General features: G+C 67.8%; 13 protein-coding genes. 5 read left to right on the top strand and 8 right to left on the bottom strand.

Translation table 11 applies throughout. The features are described from left to right. Nucleotides 1–20: 20 nt before the first annotated feature. Entirely contained in the window at nucleotides 21–1,058 is a 1,038-nt protein-coding gene (locus tag G0D83_RS07735; RefSeq protein ID WP_164191587.1) for a histone deacetylase family protein, read from the bottom strand. A gap of 183 nt (nucleotides 1,059–1,241) precedes the next feature. Here G0D83_RS07735 and G0D83_RS07730 point away from each other — a divergent pair, with 183 nt between their 5' ends. The 5 genes from G0D83_RS07730 (at nucleotide 1,242) to G0D83_RS07710 (ending at nucleotide 6,513) form a co-directional block, all read left to right on the top strand. After that, nucleotides 1,242–1,934, top strand: a complete 693-nt coding sequence (locus G0D83_RS07730; RefSeq protein ID WP_164191584.1) for a paraquat-inducible protein A — start codon at nucleotides 1,242–1,244, stop codon at nucleotides 1,932–1,934. Continuing rightward, nucleotides 1,931–2,569 carry a paraquat-inducible protein A gene (locus G0D83_RS07725; protein WP_108965120.1) on the top strand — a complete coding sequence of 213 codons (639 nt, stop codon included), beginning with the start codon at nucleotides 1,931–1,933 and terminating at the stop codon, nucleotides 2,567–2,569. Before G0D83_RS07730 ends, G0D83_RS07725 begins: the two co-directional genes overlap by 4 nt. Next, nucleotides 2,566–4,671, top strand: a complete 2,106-nt coding sequence (locus G0D83_RS07720; protein WP_164191581.1) for an MlaD family protein — start codon at nucleotides 2,566–2,568, stop codon at nucleotides 4,669–4,671. Before G0D83_RS07725 ends, G0D83_RS07720 begins: the two co-directional genes overlap by 4 nt. Before the next feature lie 13 nt (nucleotides 4,672–4,684). Then, nucleotides 4,685–5,248 carry a membrane integrity-associated transporter subunit PqiC gene (locus G0D83_RS07715; RefSeq protein WP_164191577.1) on the top strand — a complete coding sequence of 188 codons (564 nt, stop codon included), beginning with the start codon at nucleotides 4,685–4,687 and terminating at the stop codon, nucleotides 5,246–5,248. A 179-nt stretch (nucleotides 5,249–5,427) separates the two neighbouring features. After that, nucleotides 5,428–6,513: an AbrB family transcriptional regulator gene (locus tag G0D83_RS07710; protein ID WP_164191574.1), complete on the top strand. Its 1,086-nt coding sequence runs from the start codon at nucleotides 5,428–5,430 to the stop codon at nucleotides 6,511–6,513. Between the two features lie 72 nt (nucleotides 6,514–6,585). On the opposite strand, the gene G0D83_RS07705 is transcribed toward G0D83_RS07710, so the two are convergent. The 7 genes from G0D83_RS07705 to G0D83_RS07675 form a co-directional block, all read right to left on the bottom strand. Beyond that, a complete protein-coding gene (locus G0D83_RS07705; RefSeq protein WP_164191569.1) occupies nucleotides 6,586–8,412 on the bottom strand; it encodes an ABC-F family ATP-binding cassette domain-containing protein in 1,827 nt (608 codons plus the stop codon). A gap of 247 nt (nucleotides 8,413–8,659) precedes the next feature. Further along, the gene (locus tag G0D83_RS07700) at nucleotides 8,660–10,066 is read right to left on the bottom strand and encodes a 3'-5' exonuclease (RefSeq protein ID WP_164191566.1); all 1,407 of its coding nucleotides are present in this window, start codon (nucleotides 10,064–10,066) and stop codon (nucleotides 8,660–8,662) included. Next, nucleotides 10,063–10,569 carry a hypothetical protein gene (locus tag G0D83_RS07695; protein ID WP_164191561.1) on the bottom strand — a complete coding sequence of 169 codons (507 nt, stop codon included), beginning with the start codon at nucleotides 10,567–10,569 and terminating at the stop codon, nucleotides 10,063–10,065. The genes G0D83_RS07700 and G0D83_RS07695 overlap by 4 nt, the downstream gene beginning before the upstream one ends. 19 nt (nucleotides 10,570–10,588) lie before the next feature. Next, nucleotides 10,589–12,412, bottom strand: a complete 1,824-nt coding sequence (locus G0D83_RS07690; RefSeq protein ID WP_108965127.1) for a DUF294 nucleotidyltransferase-like domain-containing protein — start codon at nucleotides 12,410–12,412, stop codon at nucleotides 10,589–10,591. 123 nt (nucleotides 12,413–12,535) lie between these two features. Further along, on the bottom strand, nucleotides 12,536–14,317 hold the full coding sequence (locus G0D83_RS07685) for a sodium:solute symporter family protein (RefSeq protein ID WP_108965128.1): 1,782 nt from the start codon (nucleotides 14,315–14,317) through the stop codon (nucleotides 12,536–12,538). Nucleotides 14,318–14,323: 6 nt separating this feature from the next. Continuing rightward, nucleotides 14,324–14,611 carry a DUF4212 domain-containing protein gene (locus G0D83_RS07680; RefSeq protein ID WP_108965129.1) on the bottom strand — a complete coding sequence of 96 codons (288 nt, stop codon included), beginning with the start codon at nucleotides 14,609–14,611 and terminating at the stop codon, nucleotides 14,324–14,326. A gap of 56 nt (nucleotides 14,612–14,667) precedes the next feature. Beyond that, the gene (locus G0D83_RS07675) at nucleotides 14,668–15,351 is read right to left on the bottom strand and encodes an adenylate kinase (protein WP_164191558.1); all 684 of its coding nucleotides are present in this window, start codon (nucleotides 15,349–15,351) and stop codon (nucleotides 14,668–14,670) included. Between the last annotated feature and the right edge of the window lie 87 nt (nucleotides 15,352–15,438).

Below are 15,438 nucleotides of genomic sequence, written 5' to 3'. Positions count from 1 at the left end.
AGTTCCTGTCTTACACGCCATCAGGCTGCGCGCGGGTCCTTGCCGAGAAAGCCTCCGAGGAAGGAGGCCAGCGACGTTGCGAGGTCGGGCGAGAGATAGCCGCCTTCCTGCACGATCACTGTGGGGAGCCCCGCCTCGGCAATCCGGCGGCCCGCTTCGGCGAAACCATCGAAGCTCACCTTCATGCCGTCAAGGGGGTCATTTTCATGGGCGTCGAGCCCAAGGCTCACCACCAGCGCGCCCGGTGCATAGGCTTTGATGCGCTCGATGCCGTGATCGAGGGCGGCAAGCCAGCCGGGGGTCGTGGTGCTGCGCGGCAGCGGCAGGTTGAGATTGAAGCCTTGGCCAGCGCCGTTGCCCGTTTCATGGGCGTAGCCGGTATAGAACGGGTAGTAGTCGTGGGTCTCGGCATGAACCGAGACCATCAGCACGTCGGCACGGTCGTAGAAGATTGCCTGCGTGCCGTTGCCATGGTGTACGTCGATGTCGAGCACCGCCACGTGGCTGTGCGCCCCGAGCAGGTGCTGCGCGGCAATGGCGGTGACATTCATCAGGCAATGCCCCCCCGCGACATCGGCGGTGGTATGGTGCCCCGGCGGGCGGCAGAGCGCATAGGCGGCGAGATCGCCGGCCATCACCGCCTCGGCGGCGGCCACGGCGCAATCGGCGGCGCGGCGGGTCGCCAGCCAGCTCTTCGGACCGATCGGGGCAGAGGTGTCGGACATGTGCCAACCGGCGCGGGCGACAATGGACTCGGGGTATGTGGTCACCGGCCCGCGCGGAAAGACGTTGGCCACCACCTCTGGCCCGGCGTTCGGCAGCTCCTGCCACGCGTCCCAGCCGGTCTCGAGAAAGTGCAGGAACTCGGGCGTATGCACCGCCTCCAGCGCGGTGCGGGGTGCCTCGGGCGGGCTCTCGGTGCCGAGACCGAGCCGACCGAGCCCCTCGAGCAGCAGCATCGCGCGCTCGGCCCGCTCGGCGTTGCGCACCACGGTGCCATGGGTGAGGCGGAACTGGGGGTCGTGCCCCTCGCTTTCGGGGGCGTAGAAACATTTCATCGGGCGCGACCTCCATGTTGCCTTGGCGTTCTGTCGAAAGTGGTAGCGGCTGGCCCCGCGCTTGTCGATGGAGCGGCCCGGGACAGGGAATGGACGCGCGCCGGATGCCTGCTTGGAAGGCAGGGCGAAGGCTTTGGCCCGCCAGCCCTTTCCTTGGAACCCGCCACGCTCTAGATTGGGCGCATGAGCCTCGCCGACATCGTCGCCTCCGAGCTGCCGCCGCAGATCACCCCGGCCCTCCCGCCGCCCGCCTTCACCGCGGAGCAGGCCGAGGGTCTCTTTGCCTGCCCGCTCTGCGACGCCCTGCACGAGGAACGCGAGATCGCCACCGGCGACACCGCCCGCTGCGCGCGTTGCCACGAAGTGCTGGAATCCCCGCGCAGCCTGGCGATGACCCGGATCATCATGCTCGCGCTCTCGGCGCTGGTGCTGATGGTGGCGGCGATGTTTTTTCCGTTCCTCGAGCTGTCCGTGGCGGGGCGGGTGCAGCGCAGTTCGCTGCTCGACACGATTCTCGCCTTCTCGAGCGGGATGACGGCGCCGTTGACCATCGCCATGGCCTCGTTGATCGTCATTCTGCCGTCGATCCGCTTCTTGTCACTGGTCTACGTGCTGGCGCCCATGGCCTTCGGCCACCGCCCGGCGCGCCACGCCGAGTTCTTTTTCCGCCTCGCCGACCACCTGCGCCCCTGGGCCATGGCCGAGGTGTTCATCGTCGGCGTCGCCGTGGCGCTGGTCAAGGTTGCGGGCCTTGCGCATCTGTCGATCGGCCCGGCCTTCTGGGCCTTCGTTGCCCTGGTGATCGTCAACGTGCTCAAGGATACCTTCATGTGCAGGGTGACCGTATGGAAGACGCTGGAGGAGCGCCGCCAATGAGCCGCCCGACAGACAATGCGCAGCCGGTGCTCACGGCCCGGCGCGCAGGCATGATCGCCTGCACCGAATGCGGCAAGGTCCATGTGCCCGGCCCCGAGCGCTGCACGCGCTGCGGATCGCACCTGTCCAGCCGCGACGACACTTCGCTGCAGCGGGTCTGGGCCTGGCTGGGGGCGGGGCTGGTCGTCTACGTGCCGGCCAATGTCTACCCGATGCTGAAGACGACGCTGCTCGGCAAGACCACCAACAGCACGATCTTTGGCGGCGTGGTGGACCTCATGCACCACGGATCCTACGGCATCGCCGGGATTGTCTTCTTCGCCTCGATCATGATCCCGGTCGCCAAGTTCATCGCCATCGCCTATCTCGCGCTGAGCGTGACGCACCGGGTGAAGCTCTCGCCGGTCAAGCGCCAGCATCTCTACGAGGTGGTCGAATTTGTCGGTCGCTGGTCGATGATCGACGTCTTCGTGGTGGCCATTCTTGCGTCTCTGGTGCAATTGGATTTCGCTGCTGCAATCAATCCCGGGATTGCAGCAATCAGCTTTGCGCTTTCTGTTGCATTCACAATGCTTTCGGCACAGAGCTTCGATCCGAGGTTGATCTGGGATGCGAGTGAGGAACCCGTGCAATGAGTGAGCCCAAACCCGCGAAGATGGAGATCGAGCCCAAGCGCCGCTCCGTCTGGCGCAACCTCTCACTGGTCTGGCTCGTGCCACTCGCCGCCATCGCGGTCACCGTCTTCATCGCCTGGCAAAGTCTTGCCGAACGCGGCGCGCTGATCGAGATCACCTTCGAGAACGCCGCCGGAATCACGGCAGATGACACCACCATCCGCTACCGTGACGTGATCGTCGGCACCGTCGAGGAGGTGGTCTTTTCGGAGGATCTGGCCGAGGTGCGGGTGAGCGCACGGATCGACCGCAATGTCGCCGACTCCCTGCCAGCTGACGCACAGTTCTGGGTGGTGCGCCCCGAGGTTTCCGCCTCGGGCATCACCGGGCTCTCGACGGTGCTGTCGGGCGTCTACATCGAAGCCGGCTTCGCCCCGCAAGAGGGCGCCGAGGCGCGCAAGTTCCGCGGCCTGGACCAGACGCCGTTGGTGCGCCCCGGGGTCAAGGGCACCCGCATCACCATCCGCGCCGACGACGGCACGCAGCTTTCGGCGGGCGCGCCGATCTTCTACCAGGGCATCGAGGTCGGCCGGATCGAGACGCCGCGGCTGCTCGAGCGCGGCAACGGCGTGGTGGTCGATGCCTTCATCGAGGCCCCCAACGACCGCCGCATCACCACGGCGACGCGCTTCTGGGACACCTCGGGTTTCTCGGTCAACATCGGCCCCTCGGGCGTCAACCTGTCGGTCGGTTCGGTCGCGGCGCTGATCCGCGGCGGTATCGCCTTTGACACCGTGGTCTCGGGCGGCAACGCTGTGCCTGCGGGCTATGCCTTCGATCTTTACGACGACGAGGCTTCGGCACGCGACAGCCTGTTCTCCGAAACCATCTCGAACGCCGTCGAGCTGACCGCGGAATTCGACGAATCCGTGCGCGGGCTCGAGGTCGGCTCCTCTGTCACCTACCGCGGCCTGCGGGTGGGCCGGGTCACCGCCATCGGCGCCTTCATCGACGGCGAGGGCGAGGCCCAGACCGTCCGGCTGCGCACCACGCTCTCGATCGACCCGCGCGCGCTGGGTCTCGAGGAAGATGCGCCGCAGTCCGAGACCATCGCCTTCCTGTCGAACGCGGTGAAGAACGGGCTGCGCGCGCGGCTGGCCTCGCAGAACCTCTTCAGCCAGTCGCTGGTGGTCGAGCTGGCCGAGATCCCCGACGCCGAGCCCGCCACCTTCGGCATTTTCGCGCAGGACGCGCCGTTGATCCCTTCGGTCGAGTCGGACCTGCCGGACATCACTGCCACTGCCGAGGGCCTCTTCCAGAGGATCAACGACCTGCCGGTCGAGGACCTGCTCGACCAGGCCATCGACACGCTCGCCTCGATCGAGAACTTCACCGCCAACCCGCGGCTGCGTGACGCGCCTGACGCGGTCATCGGCCTGCTCGAGGACGCCCGCGGGCTGATCGGCAGCGACGAGATCAAGGCGATCCCCGGCGAGCTGCGCGGCACCGTTGCCGAGCTGCGCGGGGTGATCGAGGACATGCGCGCCGCCGGCGCGGTGCAGCAGCTTGTCTCGACCCTCGAGGCGGCGGAGGCCGCGGCCGCGGAAGTGACGGACGTCGCAGGCTCGGTCGACGAGAGCATGGCCGGCGTGCCAGACCTGCTGGCCGATCTGCGCGCGCTCACCCAGAAGGCCACCGCGCTGGACCTCGAGAGCTTCCTGGCCGACGCGGGGGACTTCCTCGATGGCGCGGGAAAGCTCGTGGACCAGGACAGCACCCGCCAGCTGCCCGCCGATCTGTCGGCCATGCTGCAAGAGGCGCAGGGTGCGCTCTCCGAGCTGCGCGCTGGCGGGGTGATCGAGAACACCAATGCCACGCTCGCCTCGGCGCGTGATGCCGCTGCCGCTGTGGAAGAGGCGGCGGCCACGCTGCCCGAGCTTTCGACGCGCATCCAGCGGCTGGTGGCAGAGGCAGAATCCGTGATCTCGGGCTATGATGGCAATTCCGCTTTCAACCGCCAGACCGTCTCGGCGCTGCGCGAGGTGCAGACTGCCGCCGAGGCGCTGAACAAGCTCGCCCGCTCGATCGAACGCAACCCCAACTCGCTGCTCTTCGGCCGCTGACAGGAGATCACGTATGCGCCTCAAGACCACCCTTCCGATCCTGCTGCTGCCGCTCTTCGCCGCCGCCTGCGGCTCCGAGCCGCGCTACCGGATGGACAGCATGCCCCCAGCCTCCTCGGTGCGCCTTGCCGTCTCCACGCTGGAGGTGCGCGAGGTCTCGCTGCCGGCCTATGCCGACGCCTCGGAAATCCTGCTCGAGGACGACACCGGCGCGATGACCCAGATCGAGGGCGCGCTCTGGGCTGACGACCCGCGCCGCGCCATGACCCAAGCGCTCGCCGAGCGTCTCGGCACGATCAGCGGGGCCACCGTCGCCTCGGAGCCCTGGCCGCTGGAAGAGCCGGCGCAGGCGGCGGTACACGTGCGCATCTCCGAGGCGGTGGCCAATGAGACCGGCTATTTCCGTCTCAAGGGGCAATACGCGCTTTCCTCCTACGACCGGGTGATCCGCGAGCGGGTGAACCGTTTCGAAATCACCGTGCCGCTGCAGGCCGCCACGCCGGGCGGCATCGCCGCCGCAGCGGGCAGCGCGACGGCCCAGCTCGCCGACCGCATCGCGGCAGACCTGTCGCGCTGACCCAGCGGCCGCTGCCGGCCGCGCGGTCGCGTATTTGGAGGGAGAAGCAGCGCGAAACCCTCCTTCATTTAGAAAATGCGCCGGCGGACACCCGCAGGGTGGGGGATGGAGCCCCCTGATCCGCCGGGTCCCCGCGCGTGCCATTGCACCGGCGCCCGCGATGGGATTTATGTCCGCTGATGACCCTCTCCACGCTCTCTCTGCGCATGATCTTCACCACCGGCTGCCTGCTGATCGCCGGCGGGATCGGGGGATGGCTCGCGCAGCATGCCCATCTTCCAATGCCCTACATGCTGGGCTCGCTCTTCACCTCGGGCGTCGCCGTCGCCCTGTTCCAGAAGCGCGCGCTCGCCGACTATGCCTACCCGATGAAGTTCCGCACGCTCTTCATCGGGCTCATCGGGGTGATGATCGGCACGCAGGTGACGCCCGAGATCTTTGCGCTGCTGCCCGAGCTGCCGCTGACCCTGTCGATGCTGGTGGTCTTCGTGGTGCTGGCGCAGGGCGGGAACTTCCTGATCTTCCACCGCATCGGCGGCTATGACCGGGCCACGGCCTTTTACGCGGGCGCGCCGGGAGGTCTGATGGAGAGCCTTGTGCTCGGCGAGAAGGCGGGGGCGGATCTGCGGCTGCTGACGGCGCAGCAGTTCCTGCGCATCATCCTCGTCATCTCGATCCTGCCCTCTGCGCTGTCGCTCTGGATCGGCCACCCGGTGGGCAGCGCCGCGGGACAGAGCGTCATGCCCACGGGGCCGGCCACTGTCGCCGAACTGATCTTGGTCGTGCTGGCGGCCATCGCGGGGCTTTTTCTCGCCTCGCGGATCAAGCTGCCGGCAGGGCAGATCACCGGGCCGCTGCTGCTGTCGGCGGCGCTGACCCTGTCGGGTCTTGTGGACATGCATCTGCCGTTCTGGCTGATCGCCGCGGCGCAGGTTGTGGTGGGCAGCTCGCTCGGCGTGCGCTTCACCGGGATGACCGGCGCCATGCTGCGCCGCTCGCTGGGGCTCAGCGTGCTGTCGGTGAGCTGGATGCTGGCGATTGGCGGGGCCTTCGCGCTGGGGCTGGCCGCGGCGACGCAGATCCCCTTCCTGCACCTGATGATTTCCTACGCGCCCGGGGGCGTGACCGAGATGTCGATCATCGCGCTCTCGCTCGCCGCCAACCCGGCGCTGGTCAGCCTGCACCACGTGGTGCGCATCCTGCTGACCGTTGGGGTGATGGTGATCGCCGAGAAACGCCTGCCGCTGCGGCAGCCGGGGGAGTAGGGCGCCAGCGCCTGGGAAGGCGCTGGAACATCGCTTCGAAAAGAGCCGGTCTCGGGTCGGGACCGACGGACGTCAGCCCGCCGCTTCGGCCTTTTCCGCCAGTTCCAGCCATTCCTCCTCGGCCGCGGCGAGCTTCTCTTGCCGCTCGCTGAGTGCCTCGGTCGCCTTCTTGAACTTCACCGGCTCGCGGGTGAAGAGCGCGGGATCGGCCAGCAGCCCCTCGAGCTTGCCGATCTCTGCGCCGAGCCGGTCGATCAGCCCGGGCAACTCGTCCAGACGGTGCTTGTCCTTGAAGCTGAGGCCCTTGGCAGCGGCCTTGGGCTTCGCGCCGGCAGGCTCCTTGGCGGGCTTGGCGGCGGGTTTTTCCTTGGGCGCTGCCTCCGCCTCGGCTTCGGCCTTCTGCGCCTGGTAGTCGCTCCAGCCGCCGGCATAGGCGATCGCCTGACCGTCGCCTTCCATGGCGATGGTCGTGCTGGCCACCCGGTCGAGGAAGTCGCGGTCGTGGCTGATCAGCAGCACCGTGCCGTCATACTCGCCCAGCAGGTCCTGCAAGAGATCGAGCGTTTCCACGTCGAGATCGTTGGTCGGCTCGTCGAGCACCAGCATGTTGCTTTCGCTGGCCATGATCTTGGCCAGCAGCAGCCGCGCCTTCTCGCCGCCCGACAGGGACCGCACGGGCGCGCGCGCCTGGCGCTCGTCGAAGAGGAACTCTTTGAGGTAGCCGACCACGTGTTTCGGCTGGCCACGCACCAGCACCTGGTCGGCCTTGCCGGACACGCGCATCTCGGGATCGCCGGTGAGGCTTTCCCAGAGCGTCATCTCGGGATCGAGCCGGGCGCGGGTCTGGTCGAAGATCGCGGGCAGGAGGTTGGTGCCAAGCTTGACGCTGCCCGCGTCGGGCGCGATCTCGCCCATCAGCATGCGTATGAGGGTGGTCTTGCCGACCCCGTTCGGGCCGACAAAGGCGACGCGGTCGCCGCGCATCACGGTCAGCGAGAAGTCCTTGACGATCTGCTTGTCGCCGAAGCCCTTGGTCAGCCCCACGGCCTCGATCACCTTCTTGCCCGAGGTCGGGCCGGAGGAGAGCTCCATCGCCGCGGTGCCCTGGCGGCGGATCTGCGAGGCGCGGTCGGCGCGCAGCGCCTGAAGCGCGCGCACCCGGCCCTGGTTGCGGGTGCGGCGGGCCGAGATGCCCTCGACCGCCCATTTCGCCTCGGCCTTGATCTTGCGGTCGAGCTTGTGACGCGCCTCGTCCTCCTCGGCCCAGGTCTTGTCGCGCCAGGCCTCGAAGCCGGCAAAGCCCTGTTCCTGCCGGCGCACCGCGCCGCGGTCGATCCAGAGCGTCGCGCGCGTGAGGTTCTCGAGGAAGCGCCGGTCGTGGGAGATCAGGACAAAGGCCTTGCGGGTGCGCTTCAGTTCGTCCTCGAGCCAGCCGATGGCGTTGATATCAAGGTGGTTGGTCGGCTCGTCGAGCAGCATGACGTCGGGATCCTGCGCCATCAGCTTCGCGAGCGCGGCGCGGCGGCGCTCGCCGCCCGAAGCGGTGGCGACGGGGCGGGCGGGATCGAAGCCGAGCCCTTCGCCCGCCGCCTCGACCTTGTACATTTCCGCCGGGCCAAGCCCCTCGGCGGCATAGTCGCCCAGCGTCTCGAAGCCCGACAGATCCGGCTCCTGTTCCATGTAGCCCACCGAGAAGCCCGGTGGCACGATGCGGTCGCCGGTGTCGGGCTCGACCTGGCCCGCCATGACCTTCATCAGGGTGGATTTGCCCGAGCCGTTGCGGCCGACCAGCGCGACGCGGTCGCCGGGCTGGACGTTGAGCGAGAGGCCGGAAAAGACCGGCTCGCCGCCGAAGGTGAGCGAGATGTCGGAGAGCTGGAGAAGGGGTGCCTGTGCCATGCGCAGAGCGCTAGGGCCGCGCCGGGGAAAGGTCAAGTGGGCGCGTAGGGGGCGACTGCGGCGGAGCATCGTTAACCCCGTCTTCAAGGGCACCGCGCTAGGGGGGGCATGGATCCGCTTTGCCTCGCGCGCTTCTCCCCGCTTGGCAACCCGCTGCGCTTGCGGGGGGTGCGGCTGCTGGTGCGCCTACCGGTCGGCGCCGCTCCGCGGGAGGCGGTTCAGGCGGTTCAGGCGGCGCTCGACAGTCTCAGTTCAGGTCTTCCAGAAGTTGCCCGTGCTTCCGGGTCTGCGCCAGAACCTCGCCGAAAGTGGTCATCCCCTGCGCTTCGAGCATCGGCAGCATCCTGACCAGCACTTCGGCGGTGGCCCGCGCGTCGCCGAGCGCGGTGTGCCGCAGGGCGGGCGGGATGGTCACGCCGAGCCTTTCGCAGAGCGCGTCGAGCGTGTGCGTCTGGCTCGCCCCGAAGAGCACCGCCGAGAGCAGCACCGTGTCGAGGATCGGGTTGCTCCACTCGACGCCCATGCGCGACTGGTGGCGCCGCAGGAAAGCCATGTCGAAGGGCGCGTTGTGCGCCACGATCACCGCGCCGCGGGCGAAGTGGTGAAAGCGCCGTCCGGCCTCGGCGATGCCCGGCTGGCCGTGCACCATGGCGTCGGTCACCCGGTGCACCCTTGTCGAGGAGTGGGGGATCGGAATGCCGGGGTCGACCAGCAAATCCATCTGCTCGCCGGGCACGATCTTGCCGCTCACCACCCGCACCGCGCCGATCTGCACCACCTCGTCCTTGTGCGGTAGAAGCCCGGTCGTCTCGGTGTCGAAGACGACATAGGTCAGCGCGCGCAGCGGCGTCTCCTCGATCGCGGCGGGCGCGGGCGCGGTGAGCAGCGAAAAGTCAAAGACCATGGGGCGCTCGGCCTGCGGCGCAATCCGCGTCTCGGCGTCTTCGATGATCAGCAGGTAGCCGCCCGCGTCGAGCGGCTTCATCCGGCCGTGGTAGCTTTGCGCTTCGTCGACGGAGCGCAGGGTGAGCGTGACCTCGCGGCCGGTGCGGTGCAGCTCGCGCACCGCTGCCTCGACCCCGGCGGCAAGGAAATAATCGGTCACCGGCGCATTGAGCCGCGGCACGTGGATCTGGCTCAGCACCTCGGCTGCCTGACCGTCATAGAGCACGATGCGACCCTTGGGGCTGACCATGATGGTGGCCACGGGGATCTCGGTGAGCAGGGCGGTCAGGCGCTCTTTGTCGGCGGCCAGTTGCGCGGTTTCCTCGGCCACAAGCTGCGCCGAGGCCAGAGCGGAGTCCGACAGCTTCGCCGAGACCGCCTCGGCGGCATGCGCCAGATCACCGAGGTAACGTGCGCCCTGAAGATCGACCTGCTTGGCCACGCCCGCATGGGCGCGCACCCGCATCTCGGCGGCGATGCGCTCCACCGGCTTGGCGATGTTCTCGTCGAAGAGCAGCCAGACCCCGGCGCTGAGTGCCACGATGCCGAAGACAGCGAGGACGCCGGCGAAGAAAAAGCCGTTCGCCGGGGTGGTGTCGAGCGCGCGCCCGTAGCCGAGCCAAAGCGCCAGCGCCGTGATCCCCGCGCCGCCGACCGCAATCAGGACGAAGAAGAGGAACACGCGCAGGCGCAGGCTCAGCTGGGTCATATGCGCGCCTCCGAGCAGACCGCGGCGACGATGCTGTCCTCGGGGCCGACCTCGCGCCAGCGCGGCTCGCCGCCATCGCCTCCCATGGGATCGGCGCGGCGCCCGCCTGGGCAATCGACCATGACCTCGACCACCTGCGTCGGCTGCCAGCGGGTGAAGAAATAGAGATCGGCGAGATAGAGCCCGGGCGTCTGCGCATTCTCGCGACGTCCCCCGGCATCGACGGCGATGAAGCGGTCGGTCATCGGCCAGGCGTAAGTCCAGGGGCGCCAGAGCGCCTTGGAGGCGTGGGTTTCGACCACCTCGACGCCGTTGGGCAGGGATCCTGCGGCGCTGCCGTACCAGCCGTATTCATTGGCGATCGAGGTTGCGATCATTGCCGCGCCCGCGCCCACCGGGATCAGCCAGCGCGGAAGGCGCCCGCCGGTCGCCTTGCTCAGCAGCATCACCACGCCGGCCCCGGCAAGACCGGCCACCAGCACGGCGATCAATTCGTAGAACATCTCTCCCCCCTCGTTGTCCTTAGCCCAGCATGCCGCGCCCGTGGCCGATCGCCGATTGCATCGACTTGATCACCACGAAGGCGTCGCGCAGGTGGCTGCGCTCGAAGTCCGACAGGTCGGATGGCGCCAGATAGTTGTCGGGCTTTTCGCCGCGCTTGACCAGACCCGCCTGATGCTCAAGCCGGGTTTCGGCAATCAGGTCATAAGCATCGAGCAAATCCTGCCCACCAGTGCCCGAGACGACACCGGCGGCGATGGCCGCCTCGAGCCGGGCGCGGGTGCTGACCTCGGGCAGGCGCCCTTGCAGGGCGTAGACCCGCGCGAGATCGACCACCGGCACCACCCCGTTGTGCTTGAGATCGACGGTGTTCTTGTGCTCGCCCGAGCGGATCGTGGCAAAGCCTCGCAGAAGCCCCAGCGGCGGGGTGTGCTTGAGCGAATTGGAGACCATGTGGGCGACGAAGATCGAGTTCTTGGAGGCCGCTTCGAGCGTTTCGTGCTGCAGCTCTTCGAAGAGCGACTTGGTGCCCCCGATGGGCCGCAGGTCGAACATGACCGAGGCCAGCATCTGCGCCTCGGGAACCGGCTTGTCGATCCAGTTCCGGAAGTAGCCGCGCCACTTCGACAGCGGCTGCAGCCAGCGCGGGTTGGTTGCCATCATCTCACCGGGGCAATTGAAATACCCAACCTTATCAAGTCCATCACAGACGAACTTCGCCATCTCGGTGAAGTATTCCATGTCCCGGTCCGTGGCGCTGTCGTCGAGGATCATGCAATTGTCCTGGTCCGACACGCCGGTCTGCTCCTGCCGCCCCTGCGAGCCGCAGGCCAGCCAGAGCCAGGGTACCGGGGCCGAGCCGAGGTCCTCCTCGGCCAGCGCCAGAAGGCGCCGGGTGACGGTGTCGGCGACATCGGTGATCAGCCGGGTGGTGACCTCGTGACGGTTGCCGCCGGCCACGAGCTGCGCCAGAAGCTGCGGGATGCGGGCGGTGGTCTCGGCCATCTGCTCGGGGGTGCGGGCGCGGGCGATGGCGGCAACCAGTTCGGCCGAGCTGATCGCCTGGAAGCGGGTGAGGTCTGTCTGGGTGACGATCCCCACAAGCTGCCCGGCATCGGTGATCGGCACATGGCCAATGCCGCGCTCGACCATCGTGTGCAGCACATCCGAGCCGATCGCCGAAGGCGGCAGGGTCACCGGCGCATGGGTCATGATCTCGGACACGGGGATGTTGGTGTCCATGCCCCCGGCGACGACCTTGGCCGAGATGTCGCGGATGGTGACGATGCCAATGAGGTCGCGCCCCTCGGTGACGCAGAGCGAGGAGACAGCTTCTTCGCGCATCATCAGCGCGGCCTGCTGGGCCGGGGTCTCGGGGGGGATGGTGAGCGGGGCGCGGGCCATCAGCGTCTCGACCCGGCTGTGCGCGAGGTCGGATTTGCGCGGCCGCGCGGCGCGCGAGCGGTCAAAGAAGCGGCGGGCGGCGGCATGTTCGGCGACCAGCTCGCGAAAGGCATAGGCGGGCAGCAGCAACAGCACTGTTTCGTCAAGCGCGCTGGCGGTGGTGGCGGCCAGCCCCTCGCGCATCAGCCCGCGCTCGCCAAAGGAGTTGCGCGGCCCCAGCAAGGAGACGGCGACGCCGTTCTCGTCGCGAATCTCCACCTGCCCGGTGTGGACGAGATAGAGCCCCTCGAGCTGCGCGCCGACGGCGTAGATTTCTTCGCCCGGCTTGTAGCTGCGGGTCAGGAACTGCGGCACCACCACGTCGAGCGCGTCGGATTCCAGCGCGTCATAGGGGTGCACCGAGGTCAGGAAACGGCGCAGGTCGTCTGGCTCAATCGGCATCGTGGCGCTCCGGTGGTGCGATAAGGGGCAATCGCGGAAGAAAAAATCCCGCCCCGGCATAGCGCGGGACGGGAGTTTTGCCTAGGGCGGGGGCGCCGAGGCGCCCCCGCGCGCGATCACCGGTCAGTGATCCTGGGCTGCGCCCGCGCCGCGCGGAATGCGCACGCTTTCCACCAGCTCCGAGATTTCCTGCGGGATCGGCTTGGTCATCGCCGAGACGGTGAAGGCCACCACGAAGTTCACCAGAGCCCCGACCGCGCCGAACGAGGTCGACTTGATGGTGCCGAGCAGCGGATCGGCGTCCGAGTAGCTCGCGGTGTCGGGGATGAAGAACCAGCCCTTGTGCAGGAAGATGTAGATCAGCGTGACGATCAGGCCCGACAGCATGCCCGCCACGGCACCCTTGTTGTTCACCTTCGAGAAGATGCCCATCATCAGCGCCGGGAAGATCGAGGCTGCGGCAAGGCCGAAGGCCAGGGCCACGGTCTGCGCCGCGAAGCCCGGGGGGTTGAGCCCCAGCCAGGTGGCAACGGCAATGGCCACCGCCATGGCGATCCGGGCGGACAGAAGCTCGCCCTTTTCGCTGATCGCGGGGTTGATCTGTCCCTTGATCAGGTCGTGGCTGACCGCCGAAGAGATGGCGAGCAGCAGGCCGGCGGCGGTCGACAGCGCGGCGGCAAGACCGCCGGCGGCCACGAGGCCGATCACCCAGCCCGGAAGGTTGGCGATCTCGGGGTTGGCGAGCACGAGGATGTCGTTGTTGAAGTTGGTCAGCTCGTTGCCGGTCCAGCCTTCCGCGGTTGCCTTCTCCTGCATCGCGGCGTTCTTGTCGTTGTAGTACTGGATGCGGCCGTCGCCGTTCAGGTCTTCCCAGCCCAGAAGGCCGGTCTGCTGCCAGGTGGCCATCCAGTCATAGGCCGGATCGTTCTCGATCTGCTCGAGCGAAACGGCCTGGCCCGCAGTGCCTTCGGGCCAGAACTGCTGGGTGATGTTGAGACGTGCCATCGCGCCCACGGCCGGGGCCGTCAGGTAGAGCAGGGCGATGAAGACCAGCGCCCAGCCCGCGGACCAGCGTGCGTCCGAGACTTTGGGCACGGTGAAGAACCGCATGATGACGTGCGGCAGACCGGCGGTGCCGATCATCAGCGACAGGGTGAAGAGCACCATATTGAGCGTGTCGCCGTTGTGGGCGGTGTACTCGCCAAAGCCCAGCTCGCGGACGATCTGGTCGAGCTTGGCCAGCAGCGGCTCGCCCGAGGCCTGGTCGGTGCCGAAGAGGCCGAGGCCCGGGATCGGGTTGCCGGTCAGCTGCAGCGAGATGAAGATCGCCGGGATGGTGTAGGCGAGGATCAGCACGATGTACTGCGCCACCTGCGTGTAGGTCACGCCCTTCATGCCGCCGAACACGGCGTAGGCAAAGACGATCACAGCGCCGATCAGCAGGCCGGTGGTGCTCGAGACTTCGAGGAAGCGGCCGAAGGCCACGCCGACGCCGGTCATCTGGCCGATCACGTAGGTGGTCGAGGCGATGATCAGGCAGATCACCGCGACAAGGCGCGCGGTCGGCGAGTAGAAGCGGTCGCCGATGAACTCCGACACGGTGAACTTGCCGAACTTGCGCAGGTAGGGCGCGAGCAGCAGCGCCAGCAGCACGTAGCCGCCGGTCCAGCCCATCAGGTAGGCCGAATTGTCATAGCCGGTGAAGGCGATGAGGCCGGCCATCGACAGGAAGGAGGCCGCGGACATCCAGTCCGCCGCCGTGGCCATGCCGTTGGTGACCGGGTGCACGCCGCGACCGGCGGCATAGAATTCCGACGTGGAGCCCGCGCGGGCCCAGATCGCGATGCCGATGTAGAGCGCAAAGGACGCGCCCACGAACAGCAGGTTGATGGTGAACTGATCCATGACGCCTTACTCCTCGTCCACGCCGTATTCACGGTCGAGCTTGTTCATCCGCCAGGCGTAGAAGAAGATCAGCGCCAGGAAGACGATGATGCTGCCTTGCTGGGCGAACCAGAACCCGAGGTCCGAGCCGCCGACCGAGATGCCCGAGAGCATCGGGCGCAGCAGGATGCCGAAACCGAAGCTGCAGAGCGCCCAGATGATCAGGCTGATGAAGATGAGACGCAGGTTGGCCGACCAGTAGGCCTTGCCGGCCTCCTCGGCGCTATGCGCATGGTGCGTTGATTGATCCGCCATGGCGGTTTCTCCTCCAGAAAATGCGGCCGCCCCTCCTTTGAGCGGCCCCCGACGGGTCAGCCCGTCGCTTTTTCGACGATCGCGCCGAGCCCGGCGGCGATCTCCTCGATCTTGCCCATCGCGTCGATGCGGCTCAGGGCGCCTTTGCCTTCGTAGTAGCCGATGAGCGGGGCGGTCTGGGCGTGGTAGGCCTCGAGCCGCGAGGCCACCGTCTCCGCCTTGTCGTCGGCACGGCGCTTCATCTCGGTCCCGCCGCAAGTGTCGCAGACGCCGCTCTCCTTCGGCGTCTTGAACGTGTCGTGATAGCCCTCGCCGCAGGCGGCGCAGGTGTAGCGGCCCGAGATCCGGTCCACCATGGCGGCATCATCCACCTCGAGGCTGATCGCCGCATTGATCTTCTGCCCGCTCTCGGCCAGCAGCGCGTCGAGCGCCTCGGCCTGCACCGTGGTGCGCGGGAAGCCGTCGAGGATCACGCCAGCGGCGCAATCGGACTCCTTGATGCGGTCGCGCAGGATGGCGATGACGATGTCGTCGCTCACCAATTCGCCCGCTTCCATCACCGCCTTGGCCTGCTTGCCGGCCTCGGTGCCCTGCGCCACGGCAGCGCGCAGCAGATCGCCGGTCGAGAGTTGTACCAGCCCGTATTTGTCCTCGAGCTTGCGCGCCTGGGTGCCTTTCCCGGCCCCCGGAGGGCCGAGAAGGATGAGCACGGGGGCGCGGGTCACGGTTGTCGCATCCATCTGTGTCACCCCTTGTTCGCGCGGTTCTCGATGAGGTCGTCGACGACCGAGGGGTCGGCGAGGGTGGAGGTGTCGCCGAGGGCGCCG

Origin of the sequence: Salipiger sp. PrR003 (assembly GCF_010500785.1) — a bacterium.
Taxonomy (GTDB): domain Bacteria; phylum Pseudomonadota; class Alphaproteobacteria; order Rhodobacterales; family Rhodobacteraceae; genus Salipiger; species Salipiger pacificus_A.
The sequence above is the reverse complement of the archived record's forward strand: the minus strand, read 5'-3'. Positions and strand labels throughout refer to the sequence as shown.